Annotated in this window: 23 protein-coding genes; 7 read left to right on the top strand and 16 right to left on the bottom strand. The window is 39.0% G+C overall.

The genetic code is table 11. The annotated features are described in order from the left end of the window. Positions 1-176: 176 nt before the first annotated feature. A complete protein-coding gene (locus tag HKX40_RS03815) occupies positions 177-968 on the bottom strand; it encodes a hypothetical protein (protein ID WP_171588237.1) in 792 nt (263 codons plus the stop codon). A gap of 244 nt (positions 969-1212) precedes the next feature. Between HKX40_RS03815 and HKX40_RS03810 the strand changes: the two genes are divergently transcribed. Together HKX40_RS03810 and HKX40_RS03805 are read left to right on the top strand one after the other, a co-directional pair. Further along, positions 1213-1485, top strand: coding sequence for a type II toxin-antitoxin system RelB/DinJ family antitoxin (locus HKX40_RS03810; protein ID WP_171588236.1), 273 nt, complete (start codon positions 1213-1215; stop codon positions 1483-1485). Then, positions 1472-1765 (top strand): type II toxin-antitoxin system YafQ family toxin, encoded by a 294-nt coding sequence (locus HKX40_RS03805; protein WP_171588235.1) that lies wholly within the window; start codon positions 1472-1474, stop codon positions 1763-1765. The genes HKX40_RS03810 and HKX40_RS03805 overlap by 14 nt, the downstream gene beginning before the upstream one ends. Before the next feature lie 350 nt (positions 1766-2115). Here HKX40_RS03805 and HKX40_RS03800 read toward each other — a convergent pair whose 3' ends face one another. The 10 genes from HKX40_RS03800 to HKX40_RS03755 all read right to left on the bottom strand — a co-directional run bounded on the left by HKX40_RS03800 (position 2116) and on the right by HKX40_RS03755 (position 9956). Next, the gene (locus HKX40_RS03800) at positions 2116-2910 is read right to left on the bottom strand and encodes a hypothetical protein (RefSeq protein ID WP_171588234.1); all 795 of its coding nucleotides are present in this window, start codon (positions 2908-2910) and stop codon (positions 2116-2118) included. Positions 2911-3224: 314 nt separating this feature from the next. Then, positions 3225-3461, bottom strand: coding sequence for a hypothetical protein (locus HKX40_RS03795; protein WP_171588233.1), 237 nt, complete (start codon positions 3459-3461; stop codon positions 3225-3227). Positions 3462-3680: 219 nt separating this feature from the next. After that, positions 3681-4370: a HEPN domain-containing protein gene (locus HKX40_RS03790; RefSeq protein ID WP_171588232.1), complete on the bottom strand. Its 690-nt coding sequence runs from the start codon at positions 4368-4370 to the stop codon at positions 3681-3683. Between the two features lie 568 nt (positions 4371-4938). Continuing rightward, positions 4939-5145 (bottom strand): hypothetical protein, encoded by a 207-nt coding sequence (locus tag HKX40_RS03785; RefSeq protein ID WP_171588231.1) that lies wholly within the window; start codon positions 5143-5145, stop codon positions 4939-4941. A 43-nt stretch (positions 5146-5188) separates the two neighbouring features. Further along, positions 5189-5422: a hypothetical protein gene (locus HKX40_RS03780; protein WP_171588230.1), complete on the bottom strand. Its 234-nt coding sequence runs from the start codon at positions 5420-5422 to the stop codon at positions 5189-5191. Between the two features lie 35 nt (positions 5423-5457). Then, positions 5458-5724 (bottom strand): YkgJ family cysteine cluster protein, encoded by a 267-nt coding sequence (locus HKX40_RS03775; protein ID WP_171588229.1) that lies wholly within the window; start codon positions 5722-5724, stop codon positions 5458-5460. A 10-nt stretch (positions 5725-5734) separates the two neighbouring features. Continuing rightward, positions 5735-6748, bottom strand: coding sequence for a hypothetical protein (locus tag HKX40_RS03770; RefSeq protein WP_171588228.1), 1014 nt, complete (start codon positions 6746-6748; stop codon positions 5735-5737). A 16-nt stretch (positions 6749-6764) separates the two neighbouring features. After that, complete coding sequence (locus HKX40_RS03765) at positions 6765-7493, bottom strand: hypothetical protein (protein ID WP_171588227.1); 729 nt, start codon at positions 7491-7493, stop codon at positions 6765-6767. Positions 7494-7502: 9 nt separating this feature from the next. Next, the gene (locus tag HKX40_RS03760; RefSeq protein WP_171588226.1) at positions 7503-9047 is read right to left on the bottom strand and encodes a hypothetical protein; all 1545 of its coding nucleotides are present in this window, start codon (positions 9045-9047) and stop codon (positions 7503-7505) included. An 18-nt stretch (positions 9048-9065) separates the two neighbouring features. After that, a complete protein-coding gene (locus tag HKX40_RS03755) occupies positions 9066-9956 on the bottom strand; it encodes a helix-turn-helix transcriptional regulator (protein ID WP_171588225.1) in 891 nt (296 codons plus the stop codon). Between the two features lie 246 nt (positions 9957-10202). On the opposite strand from HKX40_RS03755, the gene HKX40_RS03750 reads away from it, so the two are divergent. Continuing rightward, entirely contained in the window at positions 10203-10550 is a 348-nt protein-coding gene (locus HKX40_RS03750) for a helix-turn-helix domain-containing protein (protein ID WP_171588224.1), read from the top strand. 338 nt (positions 10551-10888) lie between these two features. Here the strand turns inward: HKX40_RS03750 and HKX40_RS03745 are convergent, their stop codons facing one another. The 3 genes from HKX40_RS03745 to HKX40_RS03735 form a co-directional block, all read right to left on the bottom strand. Then, on the bottom strand, positions 10889-11119 hold the full coding sequence (locus HKX40_RS03745) for a LuxR C-terminal-related transcriptional regulator (protein WP_171588223.1): 231 nt from the start codon (positions 11117-11119) through the stop codon (positions 10889-10891). A gap of 192 nt (positions 11120-11311) precedes the next feature. Continuing rightward, complete coding sequence (gene rnhA / locus HKX40_RS03740; protein WP_171588222.1) at positions 11312-11761, bottom strand: ribonuclease HI; 450 nt, start codon at positions 11759-11761, stop codon at positions 11312-11314. 33 nt (positions 11762-11794) lie between these two features. Beyond that, positions 11795-12493: a class I SAM-dependent methyltransferase gene (locus HKX40_RS03735; protein WP_171588221.1), complete on the bottom strand. Its 699-nt coding sequence runs from the start codon at positions 12491-12493 to the stop codon at positions 11795-11797. Between the two features lie 12 nt (positions 12494-12505). Between HKX40_RS03735 and gloB the strand changes: the two genes are divergently transcribed. The 3 genes from gloB to yghU all read left to right on the top strand — a co-directional run bounded on the left by gloB (position 12506) and on the right by yghU (position 15871). Continuing rightward, complete coding sequence (gene gloB / locus HKX40_RS03730) at positions 12506-13285, top strand: hydroxyacylglutathione hydrolase (RefSeq protein WP_425500436.1); 780 nt, start codon at positions 12506-12508, stop codon at positions 13283-13285. Between the two features lie 8 nt (positions 13286-13293). Next, positions 13294-14955 (top strand): lytic transglycosylase, encoded by a 1662-nt coding sequence (locus HKX40_RS03725; protein WP_171588219.1) that lies wholly within the window; start codon positions 13294-13296, stop codon positions 14953-14955. A 121-nt stretch (positions 14956-15076) separates the two neighbouring features. Further along, the gene (gene yghU / locus HKX40_RS03720; RefSeq protein WP_246233555.1) at positions 15077-15871 is read left to right on the top strand and encodes a glutathione-dependent disulfide-bond oxidoreductase; all 795 of its coding nucleotides are present in this window, start codon (positions 15077-15079) and stop codon (positions 15869-15871) included. A 101-nt stretch (positions 15872-15972) separates the two neighbouring features. Here yghU and HKX40_RS03715 read toward each other — a convergent pair whose 3' ends face one another. Beyond that, positions 15973-16884: a LysR family transcriptional regulator gene (locus HKX40_RS03715; RefSeq protein ID WP_171588218.1), complete on the bottom strand. Its 912-nt coding sequence runs from the start codon at positions 16882-16884 to the stop codon at positions 15973-15975. A 243-nt stretch (positions 16885-17127) separates the two neighbouring features. Here HKX40_RS03715 and HKX40_RS03710 point away from each other — a divergent pair, with 243 nt between their 5' ends. Continuing rightward, entirely contained in the window at positions 17128-18612 is a 1485-nt protein-coding gene (locus HKX40_RS03710) for a YadA C-terminal domain-containing protein (protein ID WP_171588217.1), read from the top strand. A gap of 139 nt (positions 18613-18751) precedes the next feature. Here the strand turns inward: HKX40_RS03710 and HKX40_RS03705 are convergent, their stop codons facing one another. Beyond that, positions 18752-19024 carry an SWIB/MDM2 domain-containing protein gene (locus HKX40_RS03705; RefSeq protein WP_171588216.1) on the bottom strand — a complete coding sequence of 91 codons (273 nt, stop codon included), beginning with the start codon at positions 19022-19024 and terminating at the stop codon, positions 18752-18754. Positions 19025-19143: the final 119 nt, after the last annotated feature.

Below are 19143 nucleotides of genomic sequence, written 5' to 3'. Positions count from 1 at the left end.
AGACAATCAGCAAGTTGATTATTCGTATTTGTTAGTAATCGACATACGTAATCGGCCCAGGTTTGCATATGGGGTCGTCGTTGTTCTAAGAGTTTTGTTCTGTTATAAGCAGCCTCAACTTGATTGCCAATCTTGTGGGAATATTATTTCTCCCTCCCCAATCCGCCATTTAAAAACTATTCTTTATTAAGAATAGTGTTTTCTATATTTACTTCTATACCTGCTTGTATCAACATCAGATAAACTCTTTCAACAAGAGTATGAACTTCTCTGAATGTGCTTTCATCTAAAGCCTCTTTTTTGATAAAAGGAATGACGGTTACACGTCTGTCATTCATAACGATGCCATAAAGATCAAATAAATGATAAAGCACCTTATCCAGCCCATACCGTGTCAGTGTTTCGATGACATCACCGCTATGCAAATCTACGATGTTATATGTTATTGAGGCATAGCCATTAAACTTCATGATGATTTTAATGTGAGGGTATTCTTTAGTATTGGTTTTGATGGTATCAGATGTGAATTCTATGATTTCTGGATAGAAATTATTCTTTGTATCTTTGCATTTATCTTCCATGAAGTTAAAGACTAACTTTAATAATCGAATATAGGAACGGGTGAATGTCATAATATCCGTATTTGCATTCTTAATGCCATCAAGACAATTTCTTATATCGAATTCCTTATCAATATATTCTTTGTCCATTGAAGTCACTGATTCTAGTTTAAAAAATTCCTCTGTCAGTGAGTTAATTTGATGCTGAAAATCCTGTTGTTCATCTTTTGATGAGGATTTATTCATCTGTAATAAAAATTTTAAGGAGTCAAGAGCTGGTTTTGCTCTTTCGAATTCTTGTCTCAAGCCTATTGTACCGGCATAGTGTATTCTCTCTAATTCGTCTTTGAGTTCTTGGATTTCTTTTTGAATATCATCGAATGGTTGTGTTTGGTTTGTATTTTTCATGATTTGCTAGGGTAGTTAATCTAATCAAATGAGAAGTGCTTCTTAACCTATTCATATTAACAATATGGATTGTTAGGTTGTGTCGCAGGAAAGAACAATGGCGAGACAATAAAATATATTTACTCCTTTGATTATTAAAGAAAAAAGAAACACCATTCTTGGTATTTCATTGGAGTAATATAGGATTGAAAAATTTTGGAATGCGACGTAGAATTAACAATGTTAATCACAAGGGAGAACGAAAATGGTAGCTAATGCACTTGTTACTACTCGTGTTAATGAACATATTAAGCAAGAAGCCTCAGAGGTTTTAGAAACAATGGGATTGACAGTTTCTGATGCTGTGCGATTGATGCTCACTAAAATCGCAAGAGAAAAGGCATTGCCATTTGATATTTGGCAGCCAAATGAAAAAACCTTAGCGGCATTGCGTGAAGCTGAGTCAGGAAAATTAAAGAATCTATCATTAGAAGAAGCTAAAGCGGAAATTGGGGCTATCTTAGATGAGGACGATTAGACTTACCTCTCAATTTAAAAAAGACTTAAAAAGAGAGAAGAAAGGGATATACAAAGAAGTCATCAAGAATGAGCTGCCTGTTGTCTTAGACCTATTAGCTCGTGATGTGACTTTACCAGCTAAATTCGTTGATCACCCGCTAATAGGACAAAAAAAGCATCTAAAACTTAGGGATTGTCACATCCGACCTGATTTATTGCTTATTTATAGAAAAACAGATGAGGGAGAACTGCTGATTCTAGAGTTGATTCGGCTAGGCTCTCACAGTGAACTATTTTGATAATTTAGTTAAGATTGATTAAGTAGGGGGAGGTGTAATCCCTCCTATTTTTATATCAGTAGTTGTTTCTGTAAAAAGAAACAAAAAAAGAAAGAGACAGTAAACTAAGTCTCTTACGGAGTCACAAAGAGAGCCTGTAAGAGCTTAAAACTTATCAAAAGGCATTTAAAATTTTTTACAGGCTCTTTTTACTGACTCTCAGACTCGGTCATTATGGATGTTTTCTTCATTAGCCCAATCAATGATAGATTGTAGTGCGTGGTGTTTGGCGATGGTTGAAGTCATAGTAATGATCCTTCGTGATTAAAAATGATTTCATGTAATATCATCGCTTGATGGGAATAGTATTCTCATTGGTTGTTATTAAACTCTGTAAGATTCACATCTAATCTATGCTTAATAGCTTCGGTATAGGCAAGCATTACAAGTTTCTCAATTTCATCAAACGTTTTATTGTCAGTTTCTGAACGCGTAGTCCTAGGGAAATGAGCGATATTTTTATCACCCACTAGAAATCCATAGCAATAAAAAATGTTTTCTAAGTGCCAACAACAAGCGGTACCAAAAGTATGTATTGACTTATTATGAGTAGCATCAATAATACTGCAGTGCATCGTTCCAAACAGACCGTCCACATAAGCTATTCGTATAACAGGGTATTCTGGTAGGTTTGTTTTAAATTTGCTTGAAATATATATGTCACCCTCAGGACAATGTATGCCAATTATTAAATCCGCTATATCCTCTTTTCCTAGAGTAACAGGACTTGAGGAGGTAGAATTTTCTTCTGAATCATCAAGAAATTCGTCCTTTGTGAAAGGCTTAGAGGTAAAGTGACGACGTGGAAGTTCTGATATATATCTTTTAATGGATTTTCCACCCTTGAGCGTGTATATGAAATCTTCGTTGCTTTGGATGATTTTATAGGATCCTTCTAGCGCATCAATAAGCTTGTTTTTTGGCCAGTATGAGTAGCGATTTAATCCAGGCTTTAGTAGCTTTATACGAGCCTTATATTTTCCTCTCATGAACTTAGCATAAAACGTTGTAAAGTCAGCAAGGGATATATTTGCTTTGTGGATATTTTCTATTGCAGTTTTCATTGCTTGTATCTTTTGTGAGGTATTTTCTGGGGTAGTATTCATCTTTTCCTTGGATATATTAAAAATAAGAGGCAACTTGTCATTCACTGTTCTTATTTATTGATTAAGAAGAAACTTAATCCACCAATATGCGTATCGTAGCAATGTGAGGTGTGCGGTTGTGTCGCTTTGATAAGCAATATGTCAGCAATCAGCAAGTTTATGATATATATTTACTTCTTTGATGATTAGAGAAAAAACAACTTCAGAATGGTTTTCCATAATTTTCACCCTATCAAGAACATTAAAAAAACACAAACCATTAACGACTTTCCCTATCGTCACGTTTAAGCTAGAGAAAGTGATTCTGCTAGAAACTACCCAAACAACTTATCCAAAATACCTGCCGTCTTTTTATTTAATGGCGCATAACATTTCGGACATTGAGGCGATGCTCCTGAATACGTCATTTTCTCAGTAGTTTCTGCAGAGCTCTCAGGAGTTGAATCGGAACCAAAACCCAAAGGCAGTATCACATCCGATTTAATCAAGGGTGATTGCCAACCACATTTAGGACAGACAAATTTATATGGATTTTTAGGAGGCATAACCATGATGAATTCCTTTAAGAGAAGAGGGGAAAAAGGGCAGAGCTTCTATAGCCGTACTAGGAGATGCCCTCATTCTCTTTTTATTATTCATTAACAGACTAAGAAGGAGAAACTTAATCTATCAATGCGTTTATATTAACAATATGTGTTGTACGGTTGTGTCGCACAATCAATAGCAATGTTGTGTTTAGACAGTAATGTTGTTTTTAGAAAAATGTTTAATTAATTCTCTTTAAGATAGGGATAAAAAGGTTTACCCCAGTGTTGCTCACTAGGGTTACGCATCATAATCTCCAAAATAATGGTGGTGCAGCTTGCCAGAAAATAACACGCATCGTTTAATTGATCTCGGTTAGCACTACTCGCATAGGTCGCTCCACCATGCATAATTTGATTACGTAAAGTATAAAGACGATCAAATAACACCATTAACAATGCACCAGTATCCTGTGCTGCTAAGGCTTGATGGGCTTTCTGTTTAGCTTTAGCAAATGAACTTGTCCATTCTTCTTCAGTAATGAGACCGTTGTGATAATCCCAGAATGGTTGAAAAACAAAACGATTATCTAAAAGTAGACGAATGCTTTTGGAAAAACTAGACCAAACGAGTCTATATATTTTTTGCTCATTATCCAAAGAACAAATCAATTGCAAAAACTCTTGAAAACTGATTTTATCGGCAGAGATATTGGTGTTGAGATTTTTAGCATACGCTGCATTAAACCCAATCCATAGATTAATAAATGTCATATCCAAATCAGCAGGTGTTTCTTGAGCGAAAAGACGTGCCTTTTTTATCCAACTTAAGGAACGATGAATGCGTAAACGAAAGTCCTCAGAGAAATTATCACGGCTGCTTTTATAGAGCGTTTCCAACGATGTGATTTCGTTCAGTGTGGTTTGTAATGACATATCAAGAGCCTTCCAAGGGATTGTTAGTGGCGGTGTTGTGCGTCGTGACATAATGGACAGTAGGTGCATTAAAAAAGTATACGCACTTTAATACTATGTTGTGAATATATCATATGCCTAGTAATGTGTACGAAAAAGTCAGAAAGGGTTGTTGTGAATGAAATATATCATTGCAAAAATAAAACCAAGCAATGTTAAAAAATAGAGCCACGCGTGTTTGCTTATTAGCATTCTTATGATAAGCAATAAAAGTAAGATATACACTACCCAAGTAAGTACAGGACCGAGGAGAAACATTAAGGGCATGGAGAAGTTCCTCAAACACAGGAATAGCAGGAGAAAGAAAGATGAAATTTTTAAAAGCCTAATAATTATCTATTGGCTCTAATATACCAATTAGTCCTCTTTTCTATCATTGATGTTTGATGATGGGAATCCTTGACCTTATGACTACTTCCCGCTCTTCTTTCAAAATGCTATTGGAGCGAGATTCAGCCAAGTATTCCCCATCATGTTATTCGTATCTAAGACATATCATGCTATCAATCATTAGATACTTCATCATAAACTACATTTCGCCTGATCTACGTTTATTTAAGATATATCGAGCAGCTTGTTTTTCTGCTTGTGATGCACCAAAAAAGCTAGAGTCCTTTGCTATGCTTAATAACTCGTCATTACTTTTATACTTTAACCTTTCTACTTCATTTTTAATTTTTTCCATTTTTTCGTGTTGTGCTTCAATTGTCTTTGCTAATGTATTTAAAAATCCCATGATTAAACTCCTGTAGTTAAGTTACAAAAAATAGTGAAAAAAGTTATTCTTCACCTTGTCTTTTTTTTAGCATTCCTCGTGCCATCATCTTTTCAAGTGGTTTAGCACTCTGGCGACCACTTGCTATCTTTTCCAAATCTTCATCACTTTTGTACGATAATGAATCTTGTGCTTCTTTCAACTCAGAGAACATAGCTTTGAGTGCAGTGAATAGAAACCGAAGAATCATAAAAATTGCATTACCTAAAAACTTTAAAATATTGACAAATGTATCCATGAAATTACTTCCTCTCAAATGAATGGGTAGATGTTTTATAAAAGATCTTTACAGACCTCTAAATTAAGTTTTACAAATTCATCCCAACCAATTTTGTCCATCAGATACTCACGGTAATAATCCTCGACTCGACATACCAAAGGACGCTGTTCATAAATCGTACATAGATTTGTTTTTTCGTCGAGAAACTGACAAACACCATCGCCACGACTGAGAAAAGAGGTGAGTTCGCTTTTATCAACATGGCGACAGCATTTGCCACAAGCTGTACATGGAAAAGGAGAAAGTTGTTTTATTTCCATGCTCTCAAAATTACACAGCAGGTAATTCACCTGTTAAATCATTATTGACGTATTGCGTAATTTGTAAGACATTACTTTCCGCATCACCTAATAAATTACCTTCTTCATCAAGAATTGGGGTATCAATAATCACCTTCATTACTTGCGTAATTTTGATATTTTTCATGACGGTTTTTTTAGCTTCTTCATCATAAGTTGCATAGTCATAGCCTTGAGTTTCAAATACTTTTTGCAAGGCTTTAAGTTGACGACGACTTTGAGTGTTGATAGTAGATAAAATATCAATCATTGATTGGGAGACATGGTGAATGCCTTGAAGTAAAGTCACACTAGTTTCTACTGCATCTCGGAATTTACGAGCTTCAGCAAGATTGCTTCGTGCATTTTCTAAATTCTTAGTTGCCTTATTTCCCATGTACCAACCAGCTACAGCTAAGGCTGGACCAGCTGCTAAAGCCCCTAAAGCCATAGTGCCTGCTGCAATACCTCCACCGCCAGCAGCAATACTACCTCCACCTAACCATGCTAATGCAGCATTAGTTGCAGCAGCCCCTGATAGGGTACCAATAGCTGTACCTGTAGACGCTGTCCCTAATAACATCACACCACTGTAAGCACCATAAGCGGCAAGTGCTCCGCTCGTTGCTCCACCAGCGACACCCAGACCCGCAGAGGCAATGAAATTCACCTGTTTTTGTAACTCGCCAATGACGACATGACTAAACTCATTAACAGTCATATTTGATAGAACAGGAGAGGACAAATCAATATTTTTGATTTTTTGAAATTCTTCGATAAAGGGTTTAATACGCTGGTTCAGACTATCAACTTTCTTTTGCCCTAACCCAGAAAGTGAGGCTTGAGTTTGTCGCTTGTGCGTTTCTAAAGAATGCTCTGCTTCATAGACAATAGAGTGAGCATCACTCTCTAAGTCCTTTGCTTTACTATTATCTTTAATAGCTTTAGCTCCCTTATACACTCCAATAGCACCAGCAGCGACACCAATAATTAAAGGAATTGCCATAATTCTCTCCTAAAATTTACTCATTAATCAGTTCAGTCAGTTCACGATTAGCAATGAATACTTTTTCCATGGCTTCGGTAATTTCATCAAAATACTCATCATCTAAATCAAGCTCAGTGCCAATGAATTGAACAAGTTCTTTTTCTTCTTCCTCAAAATGTCCACTACTAAAGCCAGCTCCAATAAGTTCAGTGAGGATGATTTTGCGTTCTTTTGTTGAAAAGTCTTCTGTATTTCCCTTAATAATTGCGGAAGCAGCATGTTTAAGTACGTAAAGACGCATACCAGAGCGAAGCAGATAAGGTAAATTCTTATCGCTTTCTTTTTCTTCAAACGTCACGTTTTCTGTCATGACTTGTGTTGAATAAACCTTAAGTAGATTGACTAAATCAACTTGATCGTCATCATCAAAATCATCATCAAAAGAGTTGGCTAATATGGAATCTAAATCATATGCTGTACATCCTATTGCGCATCTGTTGTATACCCAATATTTATAGTTCAGTTCCTGCATATACTCCTTCACCATTTGAGCCTCGGCTGCTTGAATATTGCCAAAAAGGTGTTTAAGTAAAACATCTTGAGAGGACAAACTGGCCTTGATTCTATTAAACTCTTTTAACGAGTCATCATCAGCATCTTCCTCTATATTTTCTGTTGAAGATCCTGATGCCATCATTACGAGAGTAGCTAAAGAAAGAAATAGTTCTTTCTGGTTATCTTGTTCCAACTGATTTAAAAACATAGTTGCTCCTTAAATAACAATAGGTTGAGTAGAACGCATGGCATCATCTAGTTCTGCCATGTTGTTAATGGTGAGTGTTTTTCCAAATACTGCTGCGAAACGGTTCATCCCCTCACAAAACGCATCACCTGAAATATCTTTGTGAGAAAACAGATCTTGTAATATGGCTTTTTCTTCTTGTAACTGGGCAAGTTTAGTAGAGAATAATTCTTCAAAAGCAACCTGGTATCGACGAGAAAGTTCCCGTGCCGCCTCACAACGCATTTCAACGAGAATTCGATTTTCTTTGGCTAATTTTGCGTCACTAAGCGCTTGAAGAAATCCTTCATAAAAAGTATTGACAATAATGCCCCCAACCATACTACCAATTACACCACCAAGCACAGGCACAGGAATAAGCCCTTGTCCAACAACGGTAAACAAAGAAGTAGCAACAGCACCTACTGCGATACCGCCCATCTCTTGCATGAGCCTTGTTTCGTCAATATCCCCTCTGGCATAGCTATGAATGGATTTTGTGGTAGAAATACACATGCCAACAATAGCACCAGGTAATCCTGTTTTTGAGGCTGCTTGCATTACCTTTGATGTGGACTGTTGCATCAATGATTTGGCTGTTGATCCAGCAAAAGCTGTACCATATCCTACACCTGCTGCTTTGAGCGTACCTGTGGCACTATCTAGCATCGCCTCTGAGAACTCTTTGTTGCCTGACTGTACAGCGATTAAATTCGTGATGAGAGAAATTGAGCCACCGATAGCCGCCCCAAATTTGGCTCCTTCTATACCTGCTCGGTGAGCGGTCCCTGCCATATCTTTAATAGTTTCTTTTATAGGATCTAAGCGATAGCGAATAGCTTCTTCTGTGCTTAGTCCTGAATCTGTAATCTTGTCATGTAACTTGTCATAGTTATCAGCTTGTTTTTTCAATAGTTCTACTGTTTTTAAATCTGACTCTGTTAGATCTGTTTTGGCTAAAATCTTGTCAGCACTTTCACGTAACTTATTCGCTTGTTTAATACAAATTTCTTTAGCTGCATTCACCTGTTCTGTAGGTAATTCAAGCTTATCAACACTCATGTAACGAGAAAGGTCATTTTTTCCTCCTTGCCCATCTCCTTTTGCTATTTTTTGCAGTAAGCCCTGTACATCTCCAACAAATTTCATTTGTGAAGTTGACTGTGTTGTCCCATTAAGCTGTTCAACAATATCAACGGTATTATGATTCTTTCCGTATTCTGCAATATCTTCACTTCGCACATACCGAGTAGGGTCTTTGCGGATAATAGCTTCAGCATTCCGTTTTGAAACACTTGCTACTTCAGCCGCAAACCCTGCTTGCTGCTTTATATTATTTTGAGCATTCTCTGGATTGATTTTATATTGGGCAACTTTTGATAGACTACGGTCAAAAACCTGCCCTGTCTGGTTATCAACTCCACGCAACCCTTTCAAAAACTCAGCACCAGCGTCACCAAAGCGAGCATTAATTTCAAATAAACCACCAGCAATTGCTGCATTCGTTGCAGAAAAACTTGATTTTTCCTTATCCATAATCTCTCCTAAAACTCTCTAGTTTTTGCTGACATATTGTTCAAGTCTTACCACCATCTTCTCCTGCAATTCCACAGGGCTAATAATCGTCAAATGCGGTATCCAGTACTGCACAATCGGGACAATTTCCATTTCATTGACTTTGTTACAAGCTAAAAGTAATCCTCCGTCGTCTAACTCTCTCACCAGCATCTGATTGGGGAGTAAGCTACGTCGAATAAAATAGGGGGCAGCATAGGAACTGACTTGAATAACAACCTCATTGAGTTGATTGCCGTAGTAGATGCTGTCCCCCTCGAGAAGCTGTTGTTTAACGGTAGGACTGATGTCAAATGTTGTTTTTAGTACCGTCACCGCACTGATTTGGGTAAAACAAAAGGTTTTTTGCTTACCCTCATGGATGCCGACGAGATACCATACCCCGATTTTATTAATTAGTGCATAGGGTTCAACTTGATAGTATTTCCCTGTAGCAGCATTGGCTTTGATATAGCGAAACTCAATGACATGGCATGTATCAATCGCCTGTTGGATGGTATCGAACTGCACTTTGAGATGGTCAATGTTTTCATACTGCACCCCTTTAACTTGTACACTTTGGGTGAGGTGTTTTTGATAAAAACGACGATCAATTTCGGGGAATAAATCTTGAATACTGCAAAAACGGGCAAACCGTTGAATATCTTCAGGGGTTAGATGCCCTAACTTACTTCTGTCCACGCTGTAGTAGCGAGGTCCTTTTTCTTGCCATGCTAGAAAATCTAAGCGCTCGTTTAAATCACGCTGAATAGTGCGTTTATCAACCTGGAATTCATCAGCCAATGATTGGATATCTAGGCGTTGCCCTTTATTCAACTGCTCCAAAATTCTACTTAATCGATAAGCAAATTTTTCATGTTTGCTACTCATTTAAGTCCTCTCCTGTGTTCTACCATGCGAACAGTGTACGAAATGTCCATGCATGGTTGTGTCGCATAGATTCATGACTATTCCTCTGTTGTTTTTACGCCTAGGAATGTTTTATCAAGAAAAATATTCTTTGGTAAGAATTTTAAATTAAGTTGTACATTTTTTGTTAATTTATTCTTATAGCAGAATAAAAAGCCGTTCTTACTCTATGAAATATAGTAGATATTTGTCGTTTTGGAGCAAAACATGACTAAAGCGACAAAACAAGAAATCAGTCAAAGAATAGGGCAATCCATTGCCAAACACCGTAAAGCTGTTGGGATGACGCAATCAGAGTTAGCAGAGCGTTTAGATTTAAGCCTTGATGCTATGTCTCGTTTAGAACGAGGAAATATCAATCTATCTGTGGTAAGGTTGCTGGAATTGGCTGAGATTTTTGGCTGTGAATCGGCTGATTTATTAGATGAGGCTAGTCATCGCCCTCGTGATATTGCTTATCAGATAGAAAACTTACTTCAGCGGCTCGATGATATAGACAGGATTAAATTATTATCAATCATAGAACAACTCGTCGCTATGATGGAGAGTAAATAGCCTGTTTGGTATGTTATGCATGCAGGTGAGGACGTTCAGCATCGGATTTTGTGGGTATTTGATATTCATCTGTGGTTTATAGCTATTTTTTGTTTCATGCTCATTAAAGAAAAAAGAATATAAATTACTATGGGAGTGAAGGGCTTAATTGCGGTTATTTCAAAATATTAGTCTTTGTTGTTCTGCTGCTGAGCATACAGCAGAGGGTAATCACCAAACATAGTCAATGTTTGAGGACATGGATTGTAGCTGCACAGAAAATGCTGATGTAGTAGTAGGAGGTAATCAGTGTATTAAGGCTCGGTCGGGCAAGGCAGGCTGCACAATACGATATCTGGCTATAGTCTTTTTTCTGCATGGTATATCTGATATAGTCTGAGAATCAGTTCAGCGGTGTTTCGTGCACCTACCTTTTGGAGAAGGTTAGATTTATGAAACTCAACTGTACGAGGAGAGCATTTTAATTTTTCTGCACTGACTCTGTTTTTGACACCATGTACGGCTAGCCATAGTACTTGAGTTTCTTTGCGAGTAAGTTCAGTAAAACGAGTATTTTTACCATAAAACATCGTGTTGTCTCCTCTTTAATGTCTCTTTCCTGCAGACCTCTTTTTAAAGTAAGAGGGATTATAGCAGGAGATTATGCAGTGGGACATTATTGGCTGCTTCTATTAAAAGTAGTAAGAGCTAGTACAGAAGATGCCTATGGTAGGTTGTGTGTATAGATGGTTTAATTAATGATTAGATGCCGGAAAGGTAGGTTACTCAGATGCTTCTTCTGCACCCTTATTGGCCAATGCATCAGCACGTTCATTGCCCTCATTTCCAGCGTGACCCTTTACCCACAGCCACTGGATATCATGTTGTTGGCATAAGGTATTTAATTTTTGCCATAAGTCTTGATTCTTGACGGGTTTCTTGTCAGCGGTTTTCCAGTCTCTAGCAATCCATGAGGGCATCCATTCGGTTAGCCCTTTTTTTACATATTGTGAATCGATATGAAGGTGTATTCTGCAAGGACGCTTGAGAGCTTCTAATGCTTTGATGACGGCGAGCATTTCCATGCGGTTATTGGTGGTCATGAGTTCGCCACCATAAAGTTCTTTTTCATGTCCACCATGACGAAGTAAAACTCCCCATCCACCTTTGCCAGGGTTTCCTTTGCAAGCACCATCAGTCCAAATATCTACAACAGGGTCATTTTTATTCATGGGTTTTCTCATTAAAAGAAGTAATTGATGAGGTTACTTTATGTGTTGTTTATGCATTTGTCGAGTTGCAACGGCCGTTTCTGCGGTTGTCTTTTTCTTTTTGCGAATAGCAGGTCCTACCAAATGCATACCAAATGAGCGTTTGCGAGCAACCAGCATGTAAAAGCTATCTTTTCTTGAAAACCACGGAGTAAATCGTGAAGAGATGGGTTGCTCAATTAATTCAAAGCCAAGTAGTTTAAACCATTCTTTTATTCTATGTTGTGAAAATTGTCGCCTGTAGGGAATGGGAGGAGCGAGCGGAGAATGGTAAAGTTGTTGTAACCTACTTGGATGTAATGGATTAAAGCCTAAAATAACGATTTTCCCCTCGTTGATAAGGATACGGCGAACTTCTTTTAGAATGTGTTTTGCATGAGGATATAGTTCTAAAGTGTGAGGAAGGACAACAAGGTCTACTGATTGGCTTTCTAATGGAATTTGTGTTGGAATCGCATTAATATATGGATGAGTACTGCATGAGGTATTGTTATCATTGCTAGATAATATAAATTTTCTGCGTGCATGATGAAGAGCAAGGTAGTCAATACCTGGTAAATCAATCTGCAGAGCTAGGTAACCAAATGAATGGCTCATCACGGGAGCTACTTTTGCTAGCTCCTGTTGAAGAATTGCCTGCCCTTTCTCGGATACCAGCCATTGTTCTAGTTGTCTTGTTGAATTTTCTTGCATAGGATGAACGCCATGGTAGAGATTAAACCGATTCCTGCTTTTAATGATAATTATATATGGATAATAACGGATGGGCGCTACGCCTGTGCGGTGGATCCTGGACAAAAAGATCCTGTTGCTGTGTTTTTGCAGCAACACCATTTACAGCTGACCTCTATTCTTATCACGCACCACCACCAAGATCATACGGGGGGGGTGCTTGCATTGGCACAGGAAACTGGGGCCAGGGTTTACGGTCCTGTAAGCTCGCAGATTGAAGGGATTGATGTGTATGTACAAGAGGGCGACACACTGGATTTGGAACCTTTGCCATTGTCTGTTTCGGTACTAGAGGTGCCAGGTCATACGCTCGATCATGTGGCGTATTGGGGGCAAATTTCCTTTCGACAACCCTTTGTTTTTTGTGGCGATACCTTATTTTCTTGTGGCTGTGGACGGCTATTTGAAGGAAATTCGAAACAAATGTTGCAAAGCCTTGATAAGCTTAAAAAAATGAGCGAAAATACTCTAGTGTATTGTGCCCATGAATATACTTTATCTAATATTCGTTGGGCCCTATTAGTGGATTCTTCTAACCCTGACTTGCTGGATTGGCAAATCAGAGCACAGGAGTTGCGTGAGCAGGGTTTACCCACTGTTCCTACCACTTTAGGTCAAGAGTTGCGTACTAATCCATTCCTAAGGGCTAATCAGCGTATTATCCAACAGGCGGCAGAGCAGTATGCTGGGCGTTTTTTGTCTTCACCAGCGGATGTCTTGGGGACGCTGCGTGAGTGGAAGAATCATTTTTAGAGAGAGCTATGAAACTTCTTCGTTATGCTGTTATTGCTGTGGCTGTTGCTATTACTGGCTGCGCTTCTACAGGAGGTCATCATCATCGCAATTTAGCTGGTCTAGATAAGCAGCAAAAGGATATCTGGGAGCGTATTCGCAAAGAATTTGATATGCCAGACTTGGATAATGACCCCAAGGTGGATTATTGGACTCAGTTCTATGCCTCTCGTCCTCAGATGATTCATACTATGGCAGAGCGTTCTCGTCGCTATATTTACTATATCACCAAAGAATTAGAAAAACGTGATATGCCATCAGAGTTGGCTTTATTGCCTTTTGTTGAGAGTGCTTACAATGCCAAGGCATTATCTCGCTCCAAAGCGGCTGGTTTGTGGCAGTTTATCCCAAGCACAGGGACGCATTATAATTTGACACAAGACTGGTGGAGAGATGACCGTCAGGATACCATCCATTCTACACGTGCAGCTCTAGATTATCTTGAGTACTTGTATCAATTCCAAGACAATGATTGGCATTTGGCACTTGCGTCCTATAACTGGGGGGAGGGTGCTGTACGCCGTGCTCGTGATCGTAACGCAGCCCAAGGTTTGGGAACTGATTTTTTATCATTGCGTATGCCAAACGAGACTCGTAACTATGTTCCTAAGTTATTGGCTATCAAGCGCATTATTGCAAACCCATCAAAATACGGGGTGACTTTGCCTAATGTCCCTGATCAACCTTATTTTGCTGAAGTTACCAAGACAGAAGACATGGATGTTAGCACGATTGTACGTTTAGCTGGTATTTCAGATGAAGAGTTTCGTTTATTGAATCCAGCAGATAAGCGTCCTGTAATTCTTAAAGAGCATAAAACACGTATTCTTCTGCCCAAGAAAAATGTCGCTATTTTTGAACAAAATCTTAAACAACATAAGGGTGAGTTATCCTCTTGGCGAGGATATACACCTACTCCAGGTGAGTCACTTGCTGATATTGCCAAGCGGCATGGAATTTCTTTAGAAGAATTAAAGTCGCTCAATGGTTATGGACGTAAACAAACTGTGGCGATTTCCTCTCGGACCCTTTTAGTCCCACGTGCACCCGGTTTATCTATGGATGCTTCTCCTTCAGGTATCAATACAAAAGAGATTCGTAATCCTATCGCTGGTAGTAGTACTATGTTAGCAAGTAATCAAGTGAATTTGCCTGTACAGACTCCTTCTTTGCGTGAGGTAAATCCTAATGTGCGTTTGGGACAGTCAGCCTCTAATGCCGCTCAGCCACGGTTAGTCTCTGCTTCACGTCCGGTGGTGAATAATAATTCAATCGGTCATGATGATTTAATTGGCAATCTTGTTGCATCTCAGAATACAGCTCAGGAGCCTACTCTTGCTCAGGATGTTAGAGTGAGCACAGTTTCTACCTCTAAGGCTAGGGTTCGTACTGCTATTTATTCTATGAATACTAAAGTGGTCGCCCCAAGAGCAGTTAGTGCTCCTAAATATACTAAACGTAGTAGTGCAGGACCACAAATCCACAAAGTGTCAGCAGGGGATACTTTATACTCCCTAGCACGCCGCTATGGTACGACTGTTGATGGTATTCGTGCCTTAAATAATCTAGGTAAACGTGGTATCCGTGTGGGTGAACATTTACGAATGCCAGGTTCCGGTGTTCAAGGTTAATCTTAGTGTTTATAATCAGTGATGGTAGAAATGATATTTTTACCATCATTTTTTTTGACAATGAGATTGTTAGGGTGAGTCGTACAATATACGAATACTCGCCGCACTTGAATAGGAGATCATGATGACAGCACAATATATCCCCCCTAAAGTATGGGAATGGGTACCTGGTAATGGTGGTAAATTTGCTAATATTAATCGTCCGACAGCAGGTGCTACGTTTGAGCAACATCTACCGCGTGGTGATGCAGATTTACAGCTATATTCATTAGGTACTCCCAATGGTATTAAAGTGACTGTTATGCTGGAAGAGTTGTTAGCTAAAGGTATTCAAGCGGCTAATTATGATGTGTTTAAGATTGACATAGGTAAGGGTGAGCAATTTGGCTCAGATTTTGTGTCAATTAACCCCAATTCTAAAATTCCTGCTTTACTAGACTATTCTGTGACTCCGCCACAACCTGTTTTTGAATCAGGAGCTATTTTACTTTATTTAGCTGAGAAGTTTGGCGAGTTCTTGCCAGAGACATTGCCTGAAAGGACAGCGTGTTTGTCATGGCTATTTTGGCAAATGGGAAGTGCTCCTTATGTGGGAGGTGGTTTTGGTCATTTCTATGCCTATGCCCCTGAAAAATTTGAGTATCCGATTAATCGTTTTGCCATGGAAACCAAACGACAACTTAGTTTATTGGATCAGCAATTAGCAGTAAGGCAGTTTATTGTTGGTGATGAGTACACTATTGCGGATATGGCCATCTGGCCTTGGTATGGTCGTTTGGTACTGGGTGAGCTTTACAATGCCGCAGAGTTTTTAAATGTACAAGAGTATACACATATTCTACGTTGGGCAAAACAAATAGCAAATAGGACAGCAGTACAAGCTGCTCTAGCAAAAGAATACCGTCTCATTGCTTAATAGAATACCGTCTCATTGCTTAATAGAATACCGTCTATTGCCTAATTACAGAAAGTATTTACTCTACACGTATAAGTCAAGGTTTTAGCTTACAGTGATTGCTATTCTTGTTGAGTAAAGTACTTGCCTTTATTGAGTCTAGATACTACAAAATCCTTGAAGTGCTGTGCTGCATCTGATAGTACAGCACTTTTTCTTTGGAAAATATAAAATTTCCGACTAATGCTGGGTTTTACCATTTTGCACATTACTAAATCATATTGGTCAATCTGTTTTTTTGAATAAGGCAAGCAAATCGTAATCCCCAATCCTGCATTGACCATACTTAGTGCTGTGGACATATAGTTAACCTTGTTTGCCTTTTCTAGTATGGATTGTTGAGAGACATGAATTTGTTCTGCCAATCTTTCGGAGAATGGGCCTTTTAATGTGATGAGCGGTTCATGGATAAGTTCTGCCCATGTAAGAGTACTCTGTTTTGCTAGACGATGTTCTTTTTTTAAGACGGCATGAAAAGGAAGAGAAAATAAATTTTCACTACTAATGTTAGACCTTACCTCCCTTTCTGGCCCTATTCCCCAGTCAGCCTCTCCTTCATCAACGAGTGGAATGACATTTTCTACACCACAATCCATAATATCAATATGGGTAGAAGGGGTGATTAATTGGTATTCTGCTATTAGTTCTGGTAGCAAAAAAGCAGCCAATTGCTGAGAACATGCAACACGCACCCTACCTTGGTGTATTGCTCGGTAGCTTTTGGCTTGGGTATTAATCTCTTCAATCTGCATGAGAATTTGTTGAGCTTTGGGATACAGCTCCTGCCCAGCACTAGTGAGTACCAGACGGCGAGTGGTTCGTTCAAATAATTTGACCTCCCATGTTTGCTCTAATTCTTTGATAAGTCCGCTAAGAGCTGACTGTGTCAGAAACAAAGACTCTGCTGCTGATGTAAAGCTCCCTTTACGGGCAACGGTGACAAAAGCGCGTAATTGTCGAAAGGAAATATTCATAGCAAGCAAAAATTCACCACGAAGAAGTTATTAGTATACCGAAGTAACTTCGTCATATGTGATTTAAGGTTATTGTCTTTGCGAACAAAGTTGTTGGAAAAAGTCAAGTCTTTTGTATGTAGTTTTACGCATGGACAAAAGTATTCTTTCCTGATGTTCAGTTTCTAGATGCTTTTTTAGAATGAGTATGACGTGAAAAACGATTCACGTAGACAACTGGTAATTATTTAAAGGAGCATTAATATGATATTCAATCGAAAAAAACTATGGGTATTAATTGGTTTTTCTTGCGTAGGAGCTGTATATACAAATGCATTAGCAGAAGAGGGTGGAGTTCATTACGCTACAAGAGTAACCTATAACGCAGAAAGGAATGCTATTGAGGTGCAAAGATGCGATGAATCAACAGGTTTTTGTAGGGTTATCCATACAGCTGGAGGTGGCAATTCAGCAGAGATTACTCGACTTACAGGTAGGGCATCTGACCTAGAGGAAAGGGCTAATGCCTTGGAGTCTAGGACGGTAGACGTGGTAAATAGAACCTCATCGCTTGAGATGAAAACCAATAATCTTGGGGAAAGGACAGCAGGATTGGAAAACAAAACCCAAGGTCTAGAGGGGCGTACTTTAACATTGGAGGATAAAACCCAAGGTCTAGAGGGGCGTACTTTAACATTGGAGGATAAAACCCAAGGTCTAGAGGGACGTACTTTAACATTGGAAGATAAAACTCAAAGTCTAGAGGGGCGTACTTTAACATTGGAGGATAAAACCCAAGGTCTAGAGGGGCGTACTTTAACATTGGAGGATAAAACCCAAGGTCTAGAGGGGCGTACTTTAACATTGGAGGATAAAACCCAAGGTCTAGAGGGGCGTACTTTAACATTGGAAGATAAAACTCAAGGTCTAGAGGGACGAGCAATGGTGTTAGAAGGTAGGGCGGATACAACAGACCGAAGTATTAATGATATAGTGACTCATTTAGGAGGAGGAGCTATGCTCAATAACGACGGTACAGTGATACCTCCCACTTATACTATTCAAGATATTGCCACAGCAACAGAAATAAACCATCGAGATGTTGGTAGTGCCATTGGTGCAGTACAGACAAATGTGAACTATGTGATGGATACTTCTAAAGCTTTGATAAGGGCTAATGCAGAGGACTTGGCTCAACATCTTGGCGGTGGTGCCACTGTAGGGGATGATGGGAGAGTGACTGCCCCACAATATGTGGTGACAGACTCAAAAACGGGACAAAAGAAAACGCATTCTACGGTAGCAGGTGCCATTAGTGCTTTGGATGCTAATATGGGTGTGGCCGCTCAAGACACTGCCAATTATTTGGGGGGTGGAGCTAGTGTGACAGCGGATGGTCGAGTGAATGCTCCTGTATATACCATTAAGGATTTAAACTCTGGTAAACAAATGAAGCTCCGTGATGTGGGTAGTGCTTTACAGGCATTGCAGAAAAATACGCAATTTGTTCGTAAAGAAGGGTTTGCTGGAACAGCTTCTGCTATGGCTGTTGCTGGTTTGGGGCAGTCTTTTAGACCAGGACAGACTTCACTAGGCCTATCTTCTGCCATTTACAAAGGTCAAGTGGGCTATGCCTTAGGTGCGTCTTATATGGCAGATAATGGTAAATTGATGGTAAAAGGAGCAATTAATCACAATAGCCAAGGAAATCTGGGTGCTGTTGTGGGAGCAACTTATTATTTTGATTAATACTTATGATGCAAAGAGGAGAACATTGATTGAAGTTTCTCCTCTTCTTGGCTCTTATTAAGACATACCCACCGTCTGGGCACTGTGATTGATAGTGCTACTCGGTGGGTAAGAGTTAAGTAAGCGAAGTGAGCAGGCATTATTTTAAGTGTTGGCTCACAAGCTTAGTCATTTCAAACATAGATACTTGATCTTTACCAAAAATAGGACGAAGTTTAGCATCAGCATTGATGTTGCGACGATTTTTTGCATCTTGCAAATTGTTGGCTTTAATATAGTCCCAAATCTTTTTAGTCACTTCTGTGCGAGGTAAAGGAGTGCTGCCAATGATGGCTGCAAGTTCGCTACTAGGGGTTAATGGTTTCATAAACGCTGCATTAGGTTTGCGAGCTGTTTTTTTCTCTGTTGTCATTTTTAATACTCCCAAATGAATAATTCAGAGGCGTCATTTTAAGCGATTTACATACAAAAGAAATTAAATTTCCTTGGGAATTGTAAAATATAGGGAGTTAAATTTTATGAGGGGTAATA

Origin of the sequence: Pelistega europaea (genome assembly GCF_013133775.1) — a bacterium.
Taxonomy (GTDB): Bacteria; Pseudomonadota; Gammaproteobacteria; order Burkholderiales; family Burkholderiaceae_B; genus Taylorella; species Taylorella europaea.
Note: the sequence above shows the minus strand (reverse complement) of the source record. Positions and strands in the feature narration are given on the sequence as shown.

Excerpts from the sequence above, each read along its gene's own strand:
- HKX40_RS03765 (WP_171588227.1), bottom strand. The coding sequence starts at position 7,493 with ATGTTTTTAAATCAGTTGGAACAAGATAACCAGAAAGAACTATTTCTT.
- HKX40_RS03775 (WP_171588229.1), bottom strand. The coding sequence starts at position 5,724 with ATGGAAATAAAACAACTTTCTCCTTTTCCATGTACAGCTTGTGGCAAA.
- rnhA (WP_171588222.1), bottom strand. The coding sequence starts at position 11,761 with ATGAATAAAAATGACCCTGTTGTAGATATTTGGACTGATGGTGCTTGC.
- HKX40_RS03715 (WP_171588218.1), bottom strand. The coding sequence starts at position 16,884 with ATGAATATTTCCTTTCGACAATTACGCGCTTTTGTCACCGTTGCCCGT.
- HKX40_RS03750 (WP_171588224.1), top strand. The coding sequence starts at position 10,203 with ATGACTAAAGCGACAAAACAAGAAATCAGTCAAAGAATAGGGCAATCC.
- gloB (WP_425500436.1), top strand. The coding sequence starts at position 12,506 with ATGGTAGAGATTAAACCGATTCCTGCTTTTAATGATAATTATATATGG.
- HKX40_RS03705 (WP_171588216.1), bottom strand. The coding sequence starts at position 19,024 with ATGACAACAGAGAAAAAAACAGCTCGCAAACCTAATGCAGCGTTTATG.
- HKX40_RS03710 (WP_171588217.1), top strand. The coding sequence starts at position 17,128 with ATGATATTCAATCGAAAAAAACTATGGGTATTAATTGGTTTTTCTTGC.
- HKX40_RS03725 (WP_171588219.1), top strand. The coding sequence starts at position 13,294 with ATGAAACTTCTTCGTTATGCTGTTATTGCTGTGGCTGTTGCTATTACT.
- yghU (WP_246233555.1), top strand. The coding sequence starts at position 15,077 with ATGATGACAGCACAATATATCCCCCCTAAAGTATGGGAATGGGTACCT.
- HKX40_RS03815 (WP_171588237.1), bottom strand. The coding sequence starts at position 968 with ATGAAAAATACAAACCAAACACAACCATTCGATGATATTCAAAAAGAA.
- HKX40_RS03735 (WP_171588221.1), bottom strand. The coding sequence starts at position 12,493 with ATGCAAGAAAATTCAACAAGACAACTAGAACAATGGCTGGTATCCGAG.
- HKX40_RS03810 (WP_171588236.1), top strand. The coding sequence starts at position 1,213 with ATGGTAGCTAATGCACTTGTTACTACTCGTGTTAATGAACATATTAAG.
- HKX40_RS03760 (WP_171588226.1), bottom strand. The coding sequence starts at position 9,047 with ATGGATAAGGAAAAATCAAGTTTTTCTGCAACGAATGCAGCAATTGCT.
- HKX40_RS03780 (WP_171588230.1), bottom strand. The coding sequence starts at position 5,422 with ATGGATACATTTGTCAATATTTTAAAGTTTTTAGGTAATGCAATTTTT.
- HKX40_RS03800 (WP_171588234.1), bottom strand. The coding sequence starts at position 2,910 with ATGAATACTACCCCAGAAAATACCTCACAAAAGATACAAGCAATGAAA.
- HKX40_RS03745 (WP_171588223.1), bottom strand. The coding sequence starts at position 11,119 with ATGTTTTATGGTAAAAATACTCGTTTTACTGAACTTACTCGCAAAGAA.
- HKX40_RS03785 (WP_171588231.1), bottom strand. The coding sequence starts at position 5,145 with ATGGGATTTTTAAATACATTAGCAAAGACAATTGAAGCACAACACGAA.
- HKX40_RS03770 (WP_171588228.1), bottom strand. The coding sequence starts at position 6,748 with ATGGCAATTCCTTTAATTATTGGTGTCGCTGCTGGTGCTATTGGAGTG.
- HKX40_RS03790 (WP_171588232.1), bottom strand. The coding sequence starts at position 4,370 with ATGTCATTACAAACCACACTGAACGAAATCACATCGTTGGAAACGCTC.
- HKX40_RS03805 (WP_171588235.1), top strand. The coding sequence starts at position 1,472 with ATGAGGACGATTAGACTTACCTCTCAATTTAAAAAAGACTTAAAAAGA.
- HKX40_RS03755 (WP_171588225.1), bottom strand. The coding sequence starts at position 9,956 with ATGAGTAGCAAACATGAAAAATTTGCTTATCGATTAAGTAGAATTTTG.
- HKX40_RS03795 (WP_171588233.1), bottom strand. The coding sequence starts at position 3,461 with ATGGTTATGCCTCCTAAAAATCCATATAAATTTGTCTGTCCTAAATGT.